The sequence below is a fragment of the Streptomyces sp. NBC_01451 genome (assembly GCF_036227485.1).
GTDB lineage: Bacteria > Actinomycetota > Actinomycetes > Streptomycetales > Streptomycetaceae > Streptomyces.
Window position 1 is genome coordinate 4,424,090 of the sequence record NZ_CP109479.1, and the last position, 15,731, is coordinate 4,439,820.

The 15,731-nt window shown below is 72.2% G+C and carries 11 protein-coding genes; 6 read left to right on the forward strand and 5 right to left on the reverse strand.

Translation table 11 applies throughout. The features are described 5' to 3' along the window. Positions 1-125: 125 nt before the first annotated feature. Positions 126-1,505 (reverse strand): NAD(P)/FAD-dependent oxidoreductase, encoded by a 1,380-nt coding sequence (locus OG595_RS19285; RefSeq protein WP_329273656.1) that lies wholly within the window; start codon positions 1,503-1,505, stop codon positions 126-128. A gap of 379 nt (positions 1,506-1,884) precedes the next feature. Between OG595_RS19285 and OG595_RS19290 the strand changes: the two genes are divergently transcribed. Together OG595_RS19290 and OG595_RS19295 are read left to right on the forward strand one after the other, a co-directional pair. Further along, the gene (locus tag OG595_RS19290; protein ID WP_329273658.1) at positions 1,885-2,688 is read left to right on the forward strand and encodes a TetR/AcrR family transcriptional regulator; all 804 of its coding nucleotides are present in this window, start codon (positions 1,885-1,887) and stop codon (positions 2,686-2,688) included. Between the two features lie 240 nt (positions 2,689-2,928). Continuing rightward, positions 2,929-4,929, forward strand: coding sequence for a sigma-70 family RNA polymerase sigma factor (locus OG595_RS19295; RefSeq protein WP_329273660.1), 2,001 nt, complete (start codon positions 2,929-2,931; stop codon positions 4,927-4,929). Here OG595_RS19295 and OG595_RS19300 read toward each other — a convergent pair. Then, positions 4,916-5,134, reverse strand: a complete 219-nt coding sequence (locus tag OG595_RS19300; protein ID WP_443073078.1) for a BTAD domain-containing putative transcriptional regulator — start codon at positions 5,132-5,134, stop codon at positions 4,916-4,918. The genes OG595_RS19295 and OG595_RS19300 overlap by 14 nt on opposite strands. Before the next feature lie 301 nt (positions 5,135-5,435). Then, on the reverse strand, positions 5,436-7,598 hold the full coding sequence (locus OG595_RS19305; RefSeq protein WP_329273662.1) for an asparagine synthase-related protein: 2,163 nt from the start codon (positions 7,596-7,598) through the stop codon (positions 5,436-5,438). Between the two features lie 811 nt (positions 7,599-8,409). Here OG595_RS19305 and OG595_RS19310 point away from each other — a divergent pair. From OG595_RS19310 to OG595_RS19325, 4 genes are all read left to right on the forward strand, one after another. After that, the gene (locus OG595_RS19310; protein ID WP_329273664.1) at positions 8,410-9,834 is read left to right on the forward strand and encodes an MFS transporter; all 1,425 of its coding nucleotides are present in this window, start codon (positions 8,410-8,412) and stop codon (positions 9,832-9,834) included. A 107-nt stretch (positions 9,835-9,941) separates the two neighbouring features. After that, complete coding sequence (gene lhgO, locus OG595_RS19315; RefSeq protein WP_329283023.1) at positions 9,942-11,156, forward strand: L-2-hydroxyglutarate oxidase; 1,215 nt, start codon at positions 9,942-9,944, stop codon at positions 11,154-11,156. A gap of 94 nt (positions 11,157-11,250) precedes the next feature. Then, complete coding sequence (gene trmB / locus OG595_RS19320; RefSeq protein ID WP_329283025.1) at positions 11,251-11,994, forward strand: tRNA (guanosine(46)-N7)-methyltransferase TrmB; 744 nt, start codon at positions 11,251-11,253, stop codon at positions 11,992-11,994. 114 nt (positions 11,995-12,108) lie between these two features. Beyond that, positions 12,109-13,542, forward strand: a complete 1,434-nt coding sequence (locus tag OG595_RS19325; RefSeq protein ID WP_329273666.1) for a PrsW family intramembrane metalloprotease — start codon at positions 12,109-12,111, stop codon at positions 13,540-13,542. A gap of 21 nt (positions 13,543-13,563) precedes the next feature. On the opposite strand, the gene OG595_RS19330 is transcribed toward OG595_RS19325, so the two are convergent. Both OG595_RS19330 and OG595_RS19335 read right to left on the reverse strand, forming a co-directional pair. Further along, positions 13,564-14,508: an aldo/keto reductase gene (locus tag OG595_RS19330; RefSeq protein ID WP_329273667.1), complete on the reverse strand. Its 945-nt coding sequence runs from the start codon at positions 14,506-14,508 to the stop codon at positions 13,564-13,566. Positions 14,509-14,656: 148 nt separating this feature from the next. Further along, positions 14,657-15,724, reverse strand: a complete 1,068-nt coding sequence (locus tag OG595_RS19335; RefSeq protein WP_329273668.1) for a M23 family metallopeptidase — start codon at positions 15,722-15,724, stop codon at positions 14,657-14,659. Positions 15,725-15,731: the final 7 nt, after the last annotated feature.

The following is a 15,731-nucleotide window of genomic DNA, read 5'->3' on the forward strand; positions in this document are numbered from 1 at the left end:
TTGAGACGGGTGGTGAGCGGTGGAGAGGGGTTGGACGGCAAGGGCGTGGAGCCAGTCTGGCAGGGTGGCCGGCCGGGCCGACATCCTTCAGACGCCGGTCGAGTCGGTGGAGTTCCTGAATTAGGTCAGGACGACCCCTTCGGGTCCTGATTCAGGTTCTGAGAAGGCTTCCCACCGGCCGCGAGTTCGAACTCCGCGCGGGGATGTTCGAGTGAACCGAGGGAGACGATCTCCCGCTTGAAGAGTCCCGACAGAACCCACTCGGCGAGCACCCGCGCCTTGCGGTTGAAGGTGGGCACCCTGCTCAGGTGGTAGACGCGGTGCATGAACCAGGCGGGGTAGCCCTTCAGCTTGCGTCCGTAGACGTGTGCGACGCCCTTGTGGAGTCCCAGGGAGGCTACTGAACCGACGTATTTGTGGGAGTACGTTTCGAGCGGTTCGCCCCGCAGGGAGCGCGCGATGTTCTCGCCGAGGACCTTGGCCTGGCGGACGGCGTGCTGGGCGTTGGGGGCGGTCTCCTTGCCGGGTTCCGTCGCCGTGACGTCGGGAACGGCGGCGGCGTCTCCCGCGGCCCACGCGTGCGTGGTGCCGTCGATCCGCAGCTCGGCGGTGCACCTGAGGCGCCCGCGCTCGTTCAGCGGGAGGTCGGTGGCCGCGAGGAGGGGGTGGGGTTTGACGCCGGCGGTCCACACGACCGTACGGGTGGGGAAGCGGGCGCCGTCGCTGAGGACGGCGATCCGGTCCGCGCAGGAGTCGAGGCGGGTCTCCAGGCGTACGTCAATGTTGCGGCGGCGCAGCTGCGTGACCGTGTACTTGCCCATCTCCTCGCCGACCTCGGGCAGGATGCGGCCCGAGGCCTCGACGAGGATCCACTTCATGTCCTCGGCCTTGACGTTGTGGTAGTACCGCGCGGCGTAGCGGGCCATGTCCTCCAGCTCGCCGAGCGCCTCGACACCGGCGTAGCCGCCGCCCACGAAGACGAAGGTCAGGGCCGCGTCGCGGATCGCGGGGTCGCGGGTGGAGGAGGCGATGTCCATCTGTTCGATGACGTGGTTGCGCAGGCCGATGGCCTCCTCGACCGTCTTGAAGCCGATGGCGTGTTCGGCGAGGCCGGGGATCGGCAGGGTGCGCGAGACGGAGCCGGGGGCGAGGACGAGTTCGTCGTACGTCAGTTGCTCGGCGCCCGTGCCCTCTTCCGCGGTGGCGAGGGTGGTGAGCGTCGCGGTGCGCTTGGCGTGGTCGATCGCCGTCACCTCCCCGACGACGATCCGGCAGCGGTCGAGGACCCTGCGCAGCGGTACGACGACATGCCGGGGCGAGATGGAGCCCGCGGCTGCCTCCGGGAGGAACGGTTGATAGGTCATGTACGGGTCGGGAGTGACGACGGTGATGTCGACCTGGCCCCGTTTCAGCTCCTGCTGGAGCTTCCGCTGGAGGCTCAGGGCCGTGTACATACCGACGTAGCCGCCGCCGACAACGAGAATGCGCGCACGTTCCTTCACCATCCCATGACGCACCCAGCGCTCGCGTTTGTCCACAGGCCCGGCAATTTGTGTGACCTTCGAGCAGTGGGCCGCAACCTTGCCCGAATCGTCGGCGTGCAGGGCACAACCGCAGGTCATCGGGTGTGATCCGGGTGGCAGGAGGGGGCGCAACCGGGACGTAAGCGACGCGTACTCCGATCGGGCGGCACCCCGTGCGGAACGTGCCCCTTCTGAATTGACCCTCGCTCAACTATGTTCGTAGGTCGACGGGGTGTAGGGGGATGCGCTCTTTCGGGTCGGCTCCGCGACGGGTGGACCCGTGTTCAGTGCTTGTTCCGCACGCTCCGGCTGCCAATGGCGGGGAGTCTCCGGGGGGAGACGTCATTACCGGGGGAACATTATGCACATTCAGGATTCTCGTTGGTCATCCGCGTCCGCCATCGCACCAGGCGGACCGGTCGGCGCGGCGGCGGGCAACGGACGCGGTGAGGGATCGCGTACGGCGCCGCTGCGCGTGGACGCACAGCGCAACCTGGAACACGTACTGCGCGCGGCACGTGAGGTCTTCGGCGAGCTGGGGTACGGCGCGCCGATGGAGGACGTGGCACGGCGCGCGCGGGTGGGTGTCGGCACGGTGTACCGGCGCTTCCCGAGCAAGGACGTCCTGGTCCGGCGGATAGCCGAGGAGGAGACCTCCCGGCTGACCGACCAGGCTCGTGCGGCGCTCGGGCAGGAGGACGAGCCGTGGTCGGCGCTGTCGCGCTTCCTGCGGACGTCGGTGGCCTCGGGCGCCGGGCGGCTGCTGCCGCCGCAGATACTGCGGGTCGGCGTCGCCGACGACGACGGCGTGGGCGGGTCCGACGGCTCCGGTGGCCTCGGTCTCGATGAGGCGCGGGTGCCGCAGCAGCGGACCCAGCCGGCGGGTGCGGGCATCGGTCACGGGGAACTGCGGCTGGTGTCCGACGACGCCGCGGCGGTCTCGATGGCGGACGACGCGGGTGCGGTGGCGCTGCTCGACGTGGTGGGCCGGCTCGTGGAGCGGGCGCGCGAGGCGGGCGCACTGCGGCCGGACGTGTCGGTGTCGGACGTACTGCTGGTGATCGCGACGGCGGCGCCCTCGCTGCCGGACGCCGCGCAGCAGGCGGCGGCCTCTTCACGGCTGCTGGACATCCTGTTGGAGGGGTTGCGATCGCGGCCCCTGTGATCGGACGAACCCGAATACCACGAACCTGACGATTTCGGGCGGAGCGGTCAACTCCCTTGCGGGGAGAGCCGATTGAGCATTCCCCGTTCGGGTGAACGCTAGTACCTCGGTGCGGGAAATCCCCACGGACGAGTGGTTGGTCCGTTCCAGCTGTCCTGAACAAAAGCCAATATGGCACTCTGACCCGGTGTTCGGGACTCGATGTGCAGGCGGCTGTGCAGGCGGCGGGGGCTTTCCGCGATGAGCGTTGAGGGACGGGACAAGTCACCGGGTGACGGTGACCCGGAGACCGGCGGCGGGCTCACCTCGCCACAGGTGCCGAACCAGGGCGGACCCGGGGGCGTTCAGTACCTGGGCGGTTCGGCGGACGACGCGGAGTACCCCGAGTACCTCGACGACCCGGCGGAGGGCAGCGTCCCGGCACAGCGCGGGGGCAGCCTGCTGCCGCCGCGCGCGGACAGTGTGCTGCCGCCGCCCATCGAGCTGCCGCCCTCCGACACCGACCTGATCGGGCGCATGCGCTCGGGCGACGACACGGCGTACGAGGAGCTGTACCGGCGTCACGCCGGCGCCGTACGCCGGTACGCGCGCACCTGCTGCCGCGACGGCCACACGGCCGACGACCTCACCGCCGAGGTCTTCGCCCGCATGCTCCAGGCGGTGCGCGGCGGCTCCGGCCCCGAGTACGCCGTACGCGCCTATCTGCTCACCAGCGTCCGCCGGGTCGCCGCGAACTGGACGACGTCGGCGAGACGTGAGCAACTGGTCGACGACTTCGCGGTGTTCGCGACCCAGGCCGCGCGGGGCTCGGAGTTGTCCACCATGCCCATGGGGTCCGCCGACACCGACACCCTGGACCTGGGCGCCGACGTGCGCGCGATGCACGAGGCCGAGCAGTCCATGGCCATGCAGGCGTTCCGGTCGCTGCCCGAGCGGTGGCAGGCCGTGCTGTGGCACACCGAGGTCGAGGACGAGTCGCCGAGCGAGGTCGCCACCCTCTTCGGGCTCGACGCCAACGGCACGCGCGTGCTCGCCAGCCGGGCCCGCGAAGGGCTCAAGCAGGCCTACCTCCAGGCACACGTCAGTTCGACCCTCACCACCGACGAGGAGTGCTCCCGCTACGCCGACCGGCTCGGCGCCTACGCTCGGGGCGGTCTGCGCAGCCGGGCCGAACGGGGGCTGCGCAAGCACCTGGAGGAGTGCGCCAGGTGCCGGCTCGCCGCGGGCCAGATCAAAGAGGTCGCGAGCGGCATCCCCGCCGTCGTACCGATCGCGGTCATCGGCTGGTTCGGCGCCGCCGGGTACGCCAAGGTGGCCGCGCTGGTCGCCGGGGGCGCCGGAGCGGGTGCGGTGGGCGTCGGCGGTGCGGCGGCAGCGGCGAGCGGCTCGTCGTCCGGCGGGGCCGGGGGCGGCGCGGCGGTCTCGGAAGGGCTGGGCGCGCCGGTGAAGGCGGGGATCGCGGCGGGAGTCGTCGCCGTCGGGATCGCGGCCGTGGTGTTCGCGTTGGCCGGCGACCAGGTCCCGAAGAAGCCGGTGGCACAGCCGGCCCCGTCGCCGCCGGTGGTCCAGCCCGCGGCACCCACACCGGCCCCGACCCCGAGCCCGGCGCCGCCCGAGCAGGAACCCGAGCCGGCACCCCCGGCCGTGGTCCCGGCCCTGGCACCCACGCCCACCCCGAGCCCCACCCCCACCCCGACGCCGTCCCCGACACCCACCCCGAGCCCGACCCCCACTCCGCCCCCCAGCCCGCCCCCGACACCTGCCCCGAGCCCCACCCCGACGCCTCCCCCGACGCCGCCGCCCGCCCCGGCCGACTACCAGTGGAACGAGCTGGAGTACGGCATCACCGGCGACGGCACCAAGCCCGAGATGCGGCTCGGCGAGAGCAGCTGGGTCTGGCAGCGGTGGGGGGTGTCCATCGGGGACAAGCAGTACGAGCACGGGGTGACCGTCCACGGGGAGTCCTCGGTCACCATCGATCTCAACCGCGACTGCGTCTCGTACGACGCCCTGGTCGGCGTCGACGACATGACGATGGGCCTCGGCCAGGTCCGCTTCTCGGTGTTCGCCGACGGGCAGCGCATGTGGCGGTCCGAGCTGATCCAGGGCGGCCAGGCTGCCGTACCCGTTCATGTCGACCTCACCGGGCGCAAGACGATCCGCCTGGTCGTGGAACCTCACTCGGCGTTCGACTCGGTGGCACTCGCGGACTGGGCGGAGTCGAAGTTCATGTGCCGGTGACCGGGTGCCTGCGACCGGGGTGCCCGTGCCCGGGGTGCGGGGTGCGGGGTGCCAAGGTCCGGCGGGCCTTCTCGTACGCGGTCAGCGCGTCCGCGCTGCGGCCCGTGTCGCGCAGGGCGCGGATGAGGAGGGCGTGCGGCGGCTCGTCGTACGGGGGTGGGCCTCCGTCAGTCGCCGCGGCTCCGGTACGGCGTCGGTACCGCACCGGCCTGTTCTCGCCCCCGCCGCCCCTACCCGTCCCGTCCCTGGGGCTGCGCCCCGGACCCCCGCTTCGGCCCTGAAGGGGCCTCGTCCGCAAACGCCGGACGGGCTGGAATGGCCCGGCCCGGGCTGGATGGATACGGCGAACGGGTGGCGGGCGGACGGGTGGGAAACAAGGCACGGGCTGGAGCGGGCCGGGTCTCGGCCCCCGGGCTGGGCGGCGTGGCTGGGGCTGCGCTGGATCGAGGCAGTAAACGGACGGGTGGGCGGGTGGGTGGGTGGGAAACGGCCGTGAAGCGGACGCCTCATCCCCGGTTCGCGCCCGCGCCCGCTCCCAGTGCGCCCCTCTGGGGGGTGATTCCCGACGGTACGGCTCGTTGGCGGGCCGGGGTTCCGGTCCAGCAGGTGCCTCGGCGGGAGAGGAGGCGGCGTAGCCACACCTCCAGGGAGACCAGGTCCGCCAGTCCGTCCAGGGGGAGGGGTTCGCCCTCTGCGGCGCCTCTCAGGGCCTTGCGGACCACTCTCGCCTCCACCAGACCGGCCTCGGCGAGCAGCGGCGTGTCGAACAGGTTCATCAGGGAGTCCACCGACACGCGCAGGCCCGTGCGCGACGCCGCGGTCGCCGACGCGTGGGACGGTGCGCCCCAGCCAGGGGGCAGGTCCGCGACGCCGGCGCCTTCCAGGACCGTACGGAGGATGGACGCCCGGGCCCCGGGCTGGACGCGCAGGGCTTCCGGGAGGGCTCGGCAGGCGCGTACCACCTGGTTGTCCAGGAAGGGTGTGTGCAGGCGCTGGAAGCGGATCTCCGCGGCCTGCTCCAGTACGCGTACGTCTGCCGCCTGGCGGGTCAGTGCCGCCCGCGCGCGGAAGTCGCCAGGACGTTGGCCGGGGCCCACGCCGGCCCCCGCGCGGTCCGTCGCCCAGTTCAGGCGAACCGATACTTCAGCGAGCGCCTCACCGGTCAGCCAACGCGCGGCCGGGCCGGGTCTGGCCCAGGTGAGCGCGGCCAGCGAGGCGCCCACCGCGCCGCCGGGCTCGTCGAACCGGCGCTGCATCAGGCGGTCGGACAGGTGCTCGATACCGGCCCGGTAGGGCGTACGGGAGAGCTTGCGGGCGGCGCCGTACACGCGCGCGGGGACCATCACCGAGCCGTCGGCCTTCGCGAGCGCGGCCACCGGGCGGACCAGGTGGCGGCGTTTGCGGTCCATCAGGAGGTCGGCGAGACGGGCGGGGTGGGCGTCCAGCACCTGCCGGGCGCCGTATCCGGTGAAGTGGTCCGCGCTGCCCGAGGCGAGGCGGGCGCGGTGCCTGGCCGCCGTCACCAGGGAGGGGCCCGGTTCGTCGGTCAGGGGGCCTTCCAGGTCGGCGTACGGGAGGACGTCCTCGTCGCCGGTCACCACCACGTGGTGCAGGCGCGGGTTCGCCGCCAGGCTCCCCGCCCGCTCCAGTTCCGCCTCGCGCCCGCCCACCACCAGGTCGTTGAACGTCACCGCGACGAGCCGCTCCCCCGCGCCCGTGCCGTGCCCCAGCAGTGTCCCCGGCATGCCCGGCAGGCCCGCCGCCAGGAGCGCGAGCGTCCCCGAGGCCGGGCCGCCGGACAGGTCCGCCCCTATCCCCGGTACGGGCATTCCGCGCGCGGCACGCCGTTCAGCGGGACCCATGCCGGGCACGGGCCCGGGATCCATGGCGGCGTCGGGCACATGGCGGGGGGCCGCCAGTCTGACGCGTACCGCCTCGACCAGCGCGTCCCGTACGCCGTCCACCGCGCTGTCGGGGTCCACGGAGGCCGCCGCGACCGCGAGGGAGGCGACCGGTTCGTACCCGGCGATCTCCCGTGCCCCGGCGCGCAGGATCAGCGCATGCCCGGGCGGAATGCGCCGTACGCCGTCGTAGGGGGTCGAGTCGTGCAGCGCGGCCGGTACGTCCGGGGCCGCGAGGAGGGCGGCGAGGTGGCCGAAGTCGAGGTTGGCCTCGATGAGGTCGGCGAGCGGGAGGGCCGCCGTCGCGTAGGCAGTGCCGCCCGCCCAGGGGGTGTAGAACACCGGGCGCGCGCCCGCCAGGTCGCCGCTGACCATGAGCCGGCGTCCCACCTGGACGATCGCCGTGTAGCTGCCCGGCCAGGCCGTCAGATGGCGAAGCGCCCCTCCGCGGGCGGCGAACAGCGCGACCCGCAGCTGCTCGTCGGTGGCTCCGCAGGTGCCCAGGACCGCGATGCGGGTCTGTTCGTCGGCCCGCACGACGCGCACCTCGTCGGGGCGCCAGTCGCCGACCGCCCAGAGCGGATCGGGGTCCCCCCAGAGGAGTTGGGAGCCGACCGGGTGGACCGTCTCGCCGTCGTAGCCGGTCGCCCCCGCCGCGTATCCGGCCCCGGCCCCGGACCCGGTGCCGCCGGCCGCGTAACCGCCGGGCCCTGTCGCGTACTTGGCGGCCACAGCTGCGGTGCTGCTCCATCCCACCAACCACCGCATCGACGCCTCCACAGGCTGTGGACAACCAGTGCACCGCACGAACTCGGCACCATGCTGCCATGAAGGACGCGCCCAGGAGGGACGGCGGAGCCGCTCGTGCTCCCCGAAGTGCGCCCCTGCGAACTCCTGTGCACCCCCGGGAACATGCCCGCCCAGTCCCGAACACACGCGCGGATCAAGGGACTTCGAGGTTCAGGGCAGGTTCCGAGGCGTTCGGATCAGGGGATCGCCGGACCCCGGCGGAAAGTTCACAACCCGTCGAGCAGGGAGTTCGCGACGCGACTGCGCCACGACTGCGACCTGAATGCGCCCCCGTTACGCTCCCCCAAGACGCCCCACGCGCCCTCAACTTCCATGGTGGGAGGGGTAATCGGCCCGGTGAGGCAGGGTCTGTTTTCGGCCAAGTTGGCGAAGCGGAGGCAGGCTCGCGCACGCTCCGTACAGGCTCTGCGGAGCGCAGCGCCCACGCACAGTCCGGGAGGCGGAGTTCGCCTCCCGGACCGGTCCGCCGCCCGCGGGGATGTAGGCGGCGGTGTCCCCCAGCCCACTGGATCCAGTACAGCGGGCCGACCCACGCAGAATCCATGGAAGCGCTCCCGCCATGGCCGGAGAAGAGCGCACGGACAGGCGCACGGCCACACGTCGGGGGCACGTCGCAACGGTGCGTACATCCCCAGAACTTCCGTACGGACCACAATCCCGCCATCCGGAACAATGCCCCTTAACGCTTGGGATGCGGCGAACTACGCTGGGTTTACGAATGCCGCATGGTTATGCCAGCGCGGCAGCCGTCTGTGTCGAGGGGTGGCGCATGTCCAGGGAGCAACGCGGGCCGAACGAAAAACTCGGCGCCGTTCTCGCCCTCGCGGGAATCAGCAACGCAGGACTCGCGCGTCGCGTCAACGACCTTGGCGCTCAACGCGGGTTGACTCTTCGCTACGACAAGACGTCGGTGGCGCGCTGGGTGTCGAAGGGCATGGTGCCGCAGGGCGCCGCGCCGCACCTCATCGCGGCCGCCATCGGCCAGAAGCTCGGCCGTCCGGTGCCGCTCCACGAGATCGGCCTGGCCGACGCGGATCCCGCGCCCGAAGTGGGACTCGCCTTCCCCAGGGACGTCGGACAGGCCGTCCGCTCGGCCACCGACCTCTACCGCCTCGACCTCGCGGGCCGCCGCGCCGGCTCCGGCGGCATCTGGCAGTCGCTCGCCGGATCGTTCGCAGTGAGCGCATACGCAACGCCTGCATCACGGTGGCTGATAACCCCGGCCGACAGCTCGGTGGCACGCGACGCGAACCCCTCCGAGGGTTCCGGGGCACCGCTGAAAGTCGGCCACAGCGATGTGCTGAAACTGCGGGAGGCCGCGGAGGACGCCAGACGCTGGGACTCGAAGTACGGGGGCGGCGACTGGCGTTCGTCGATGGTGCCCGAGTGCTTAAGGGTCGAGGCGGCTCCCCTGCTGCTGGGGTCGTACTCGGACGAGGTCGGACGCGCGCTCTTCGGGGCGTCCGCCGAACTCACCCGCCTCGCCGGGTGGATGGCCTTCGACACGGGCCAGCAGGAGGCCGCGCAGCGGTACTACATCCAGGCGCTGCGGCTCGCGCGGGCAGCGGCGGACGTGCCGCTGGGAGGGTACGTACTGGCCTCGATGTCGTTGCAGGCCACCTACCGGGGCTTCGGCGACGAGGGCGTCGACCTCGCCCAGGCCGCCCTGGAACGCAACCGGGGCCTCGCGACGGCCCGCACGATGAGTTTCTTCCGGCTGGTCGAGGCACGGGCCCACGCGCGTGCGAGCGACGCCCACGCGGCTGGCGCTGCCCTGCGCTCCTCGGAGGGCTGGCTGGAGCGGGCCCGCGACGGCGACAACGACCCGTCCTGGCTGGGGTTCTACGGCTACGACCGTTTCGCCGCCGACGCCGCCGAGTGCTACCGCGACCTGAAGGCACCGCGCCAGGTCCGCCGTTTCACGGAGCAGGCGCTGTCGAAGCCGACGGAGGAGTTCGTGCGCTCGCACGGCCTGCGGCTGGTCGTCTCGGCGGTCGCCGAGCTGGAGTCGGGCAACCTCGACGCGGCATGCGAACAGGGCGTACGGGCGGTGGAGGTCGCGGGGCGCATCTCCTCGGCGCGCACCACCGAGTACGTGAAGGATCTTCTGCACCGACTGGAGCCGTACGGCGACGAACCGCGAGTGGTGGAGTTGCGGGAACGGGCCCGGCCGCTGCTGATGACTCCGGCGTAGATTCCACGGCGTCCGCAGACGCTGCGACGTGTGCCCGCTTCCTGCGTTTGAAGTGACTGTCAGTGGCGCAGTGCACTATCGGAAGCAGGAGGTGGAGCGCGGTGGAGCTGACGCGTGGGATCGCTTACGACTGTGACGTGCTGGTGATCGGTGGGGGGATCGTCGGTCTGTCGACGGCGTATGCCATCACGCGCGCCGCTCCGGGCACCCGGGTGACGGTGCTGGAGAAGGAGCCGGGCCCCGCCCGGCACCAGACGGGCCGCAACAGCGGCGTCATCCACAGCGGGATCTACTACCGGCCGGGCTCGCTCAAGGCCGAGTACGCGGTGCGGGGCGCCGCCGAGATGGTCAAGTTCTGCGCGGAGTACGGCATCGCGCACGCCGTCACCGGCAAGCTGATCGTCGCCACGGAGCGGGAGGAGCTGCCCCGGCTGCACGCGCTCGTCCAGCGCGGCCGGGAGAACGGCATTCCGGTGCGGGAACTGGGCCCCTCCCAGATCGGCGAGTACGAACCGGAGGTGCGCGGCCTCGCCGGCATACACGTGGGGACGACCGGCGTCTGCGACTACGTGGCGGTCGCCCGGCAGCTGGCCGAGTCCTCCGGGGCGGAGATCCGCTACGGCGCCGAGGTCGTCCAGGTCGACCGGCGCCCGGAGCTCGGGGTGGCCGTCCGGACGACGGGTCCTGGGGGCGACGAGGTCGTGCGGGGCCGGGTGCTGGTCAACTGCGCCGGACTGTACTGCGACGAGGTGGCCCGGCTGACCGGCGACGATCCCGGGATGCGGATCGTGCCGTTCCGGGGCGAGTACTTCACCCTGTCGCGGCCCGAGCTGGTGCGGGGGCTGGTGTATCCGGTGCCCGATCCGGCGTTCCCGTTCCTCGGGGTGCATCTCACCCGGGGGATCGACGGGAGCGTCCACATCGGACCCAATGCCGTGCCGGCGCTGGCCCGGGAGGGATACGGGTGGGGGACCGTGCGGGTGCGGGAGCTGGGGGCGACGATGGCGTGGCCGGGGTCGTGGCGGATAGCGGCGCGGCACTGGCGGTACGGGGGTGGGGAGCTGCGCCGGTCGGTGTCCAAGAAGGCGTTCACGCGGGCGGTGCGCAGACTGCTGCCGGTGGTGTCGGAGGGGGACCTGGTGCCTGCCGCGGCGGGGGTGCGGGCGCAGGCGGTGCTGCGGGACGGGACGCTGGTCGACGACTTCCTCATCCGCGAGGGCGCGAGAGCGGTGCACGTCCTGAACGCGCCGTCGCCGGCGGCGACCGCCTCGCTGCCGATCGGGCGGGAGGTGGCCCGGCGGGCGCTGCGCGTGCTGGACTAAAATCGGCGGCATTGTGTCTGACTCCACTGGCTCCGCCTCCCCCGACTCCGCCGCCCCCGGCGCCGCCCCGTCTCCCGAGCCGGCACCCGCCGCCATGCGGCCCAAGGGTGCGCCCCGGTTTCCCGGGGGGCCGCAGGCCGATCCCGCCGGGTCGCACTTCGAGCGGCGGATCAGAAGCTTTCAGCCCCGGCGCAGCCGGGTCACCGCCGGGCAGGAAGACGCGCTGCGGCGGCTGTGGCCCAAGTGGGGCCTCGACATCGACGGCCGCGCTCTCCACCTCGGCGAGCTGTTCGGGGACGACCTGCCCGTCGTGCTGGAGATCGGGTTCGGGATGGGCGAGGCGACCGCGAGGATGGCTGCCGACGATCCCCGTACCAACATCCTCGCCGTCGACGTGCACACCCCGGGCCAGGGCAACCTGCTCAACCTCGCCGACCAGCACGGACTGACCAACATCCGCGTCGCCAACGGTGACGCCATCATCCTGCTCCGCGAGATGCTCGCCCCCGGCTCCCTCGACGGCCTGCGCGTCTACTTCCCCGACCCCTGGCCCAAGAAGCGGCACCACAAGCGGCGGCTGATCCAGCCCGAGTTCCTCGACCTGGTCGCCGGCCGGCTGCGCCCCGGCGGAGTCGTGCACTGCGCGACCGACTGGGAGCCGTACGCCGAGCAGATGCTCGATGTGCTGAGCGCGCACCCGGAGTTCGAGAACACCCGGCCCGGGGGCGGTTTCGCGCCCCGTCCCGGGTTCCGGCCGCTGACTCGTTTCGAGGGCCAGGGACTGGAGAAGGGTCATGTCGTGAACGACCTGCTGTTCCGCCGCGTACAGCACTCGTAGAGCACGCCCGACCACTCCCGGAAGGCTCCCGGACCACTCCCGGAACCCTCCAGGAGCCCCACATACCCTCCCGCATCGTCGCGGGCCGCGCCCTCCCTCGTTAGGGTCAATGCCGTGGCCACCTTTCCCCCTTACCCGACGCACCCCAGTGGTCCCGCCGACGGTCCCGTCGGCGGGGCGCTGCGGCACGCTCACTGGTGGCAGCGGTCATGGGTGCGTTACGGCGCCCTCACCAGCCTGCTCGCGCTCTCCGGGCTCGTCATCCTCGCCCTGGTCCGCGAACAGACCGGCACCGAGGGGTTCCTGGTCGGGCTCGGACTCGCCGTGTTTCCCGTGCCGTTGCTCGTCGCCGCGTTCCGCTGGCTGGACCGGGTCGAGCCGGGGCCCTGGCGGAACCTGCTCTTCGCCTTCGCCTGGGGCGCCTGCGCGGCGGCCCTGATAGCGATCGTCGCCAACAGCTTCGCGACCAGATGGATAGCGACGGCCACCGCCGACCCGTCCGGCGCGGACACCCTCGGCGCGACCGTCATAGCGCCGATCGTCGAGGAGTCCGCCAAGGCCGCCGCCGTACTGCTCATCTACCTGTTCCGGCGGCGTGACTTCACCGGGATCGTCGACGGGGTCGTCATCGCCGGGGTCACGGCCACCGGCTTCGCCTTCACCGAGAACATCCTCTATCTCGGCACCGCCTTCGGCACCGACCAGCTCAGCGGGGACAGCGGTATCGCCTCGGTCACCGCGGCGACCTTCTTCGTGCGGATCGTCATGTCGCCGTTCGCGCACCCCCTGTTCACGGTCCTCACCGGCATCGGGTTCGGCATCTCAGCGCTGTCGGGCGAGCGCCAGCACGTCCGCCGGGTGCTGCTGCCGCTGTCCGGGCTGTTGCTCGCGATGAGCATGCACGCCTTCTGGAACGGCTCGTCGACCTTCGGGGACTACGGCTTCTTCGCGGTGTACGCCGCGTTCATGGTGCCCGCGTTCGGCCTGCTGACCTGGCTGGTCATCTGGACCCGGCAGCGCGAGCTGCGTACCGTGCGCGCCGAGTTGCCGGCGTACGCGATGGCCGGCTGGCTGTCCCCGGCCGAGCCCTACGCCCTCGGCTCGATGCGCGCCCGCCGCCTGGCCCGCGAGCACGCCCGCCGCCACCTGGGCAGGCCGGCGGCGCGTGAGGTGGCGCAGTACGAGGCGTACGCCACCTCACTCGCGTTCCTGCGCCACCGGGGGCGCCTGGGCCGCGCGGGCGCCGACTTCGTCGTCCGGGAGCGGGAGCTGCTGGGCGAGCTGTGGCAGCGCAGGGCGGTGGCCCGCCCGGCCCTGGACCACGCGGCACGCGCCATCGCACCGGCCCCGGCCCCGGTACCACCGGTCACCTGGCCGCCGTACGGCACGCAGGGGTACGGACCGACGACGCCGTACCCCGCCTACAGCCCTGTCCACGGCCACAGCCACGGAAACGGCCACAGCCCAATCCCCGGCCCGGGGCACGGCCACGGCCACAACCGCCCCGTCCACGACCCGTACCCGGCCTACAACCCGTACCGTTCCTAGCCGGCGGCCGTCAGGCGTCGCTCAGGCCGAGGCAGCGGTGAGGGTCGCGGTCTCCTCCTCCGTCAGTTCCAGTTCCGCGACCGCGAGCAACGGCGGGAGCTGGTCCACCGTGCGGGCGGACGCGATCGGGGCGGCGACCGTCGGCCGGCCGGCGAGCCAGGCCAGGGCGACCGTGGCGACCTCCGCTCCCCGTGCCGTCGCGACGGCGTCCAGCGCGGCCAGGACCTTCTGGCCCCGCTCCGACTCCAGGTGCCGGGCGGCGCCCTGCGCACGCGGGCTGTCGACCGCCGTACCGGCGCGGTACTTGCCCGTGAGGAAGCCGGAGGCCAGCGCGTAGTACGGGACGGCGGCGAGGCCCGTACGGGAGGCGATGTCGCGGCGCGGGCCCTCGTAGGTGTCGCGGGAGACCAGGTTGTAGTGGGGCTGGATGGCCACGTACTTGGCGAGGCCCTCGCGGTCGGAGAAGTCGAGGGAGTCCTGGAGCCGCTCGGGCGAGATGTTGGAGGCGGCGATGTACCGCACCTTGCCCGCGGTCACCAGTTCGTCGAGGGCGCCGATGATCTCCTCGACGGGCACCTCGGGCTGGTCGAAGTGCGTGAAGTAGAGGTCGATGTGGTCGGTGCCGAGGCGGCTCAGGGAGGCGTCGGCGGCGGCCTTGATGTTGGTGCCCGACAGACCGGGGTGGTCGGGGTGCTGGCTGACCTTCGTGGCGACGACGATGTCCTCGCGGTTGCCGCGCGCCCTGAGCCAGTTGCCGATGATGGTCTCGGACTCGCCGCCCTTGTTGCCGGCGGCCCACGACGAGTAGGAGTCGGCGGTGTCGAGGAAGTTGCCGCCGGCCGCGGCGTACGCGTCGAGCACCTCGAAGGATCTCGTCTCGTCGGCGGTCCAGCCGAAGACGTTGCCGCCGAGGGCGAGCGGGAAGACCTCTAGGTCCGATGATCCGAGCTTGCGGAGTGCAGTCATGCTCATCATCAACGCCTGCCACGGAGGCGCTGATTCCGGCCGCTTCACGAAGTTCGTGTGAACGCCGGACCGGCGGCCCTCACCCGACGTCAGCTGACATCGGGACAGGACCGCCGGAACCGGGAAAGCGGGTCTCGTACGAGTTCTTCTACGGGTTCAGGCCCATGCTCCGCAGCCACGCCATCGGGTCGATGCCGGCGCTGTCCGAGCTGCTGGTGTGCACCTCGAGGTGGAGGTGGGCGCCGGTGACGTTGCCGGTGGCGCCGACGCGGCCGATGACGTCACCCGTGGCGACCTTCTGGCCGACGCTGACGTTGATCGACGACTGGTGGGCGAACCACAGCTCGGTGCCGTCGTCGAGGGTGAGGATCGTGCGGTAGCCGTACGAGCCGCTCCAGCCCGCCTCGGTGATCGTGCCGCTGTGGACGGCCTTGATCGGCGTGCCGGTGGGCGCGGCGAAGTCGAGGCCGGTGTGGTAGCCGGAGGACCACAGCGAGCCGGCCTGGCCGAACGTCGAGGTGATCGTGTACGAGGAGGTCGGCAGCGTGTACTGCTTGGCCAGCTCGGCCAGACGCGCGGCCTCCAGCTTCGCCTTGGCCTCGTCGGCAAGCTTCTTCTTCGCGGCGGCGGCCTTCGCGGCGGCCTCGCGCTTCACCTTGGCGGCCTCGGCGGCTGCCTTCTTCGCGGCGGCGTCCTGGGCGGCCTGCTGGACCTTGGCCTCGGCCTGGTCCTTCTGCTGCTCGGCCTGGAGGATGATGCGGGCGCGCAGGGCCTCGCCCGCGTCGCTGGTGCCCTGCTCGGTCTCCTCGGAGGTGACGCCGACGCTGCTGAGCGCGGTGGCGGAGCCCTTGGGCTCGTCGTCCGAGTCGTCGTGCGTGAAGGGCGAGCCGACGGAGGGCAGGTCGGGGATGGAGATGGAGACCGGCGGCTTGCCCGTCTGCGCGGTGGCCATGCCTGCCCCGCCGACAGCGGCTATGACGCCGACGCCGAGAACGGTGGAGCTGCGGGCGAGTCCGCCGCCGCCGCGCTGCTTGCCGACGCGGTGCCGACCGCGAACCGGACGAGTGGTGTCCGCGCTGGGATTCCACTCCTCCCAGGGGCCCTCGTCGGTGCGACGGCTGCCGAAGCCGAAGGTCGGGATCTTGCCGGCCTCGGTCTCGCTGCTGCGCTGACTCGGCATGAACGGGGCCTCTGGGGCAGCCGGGTTTGACGCCACGTGGGCG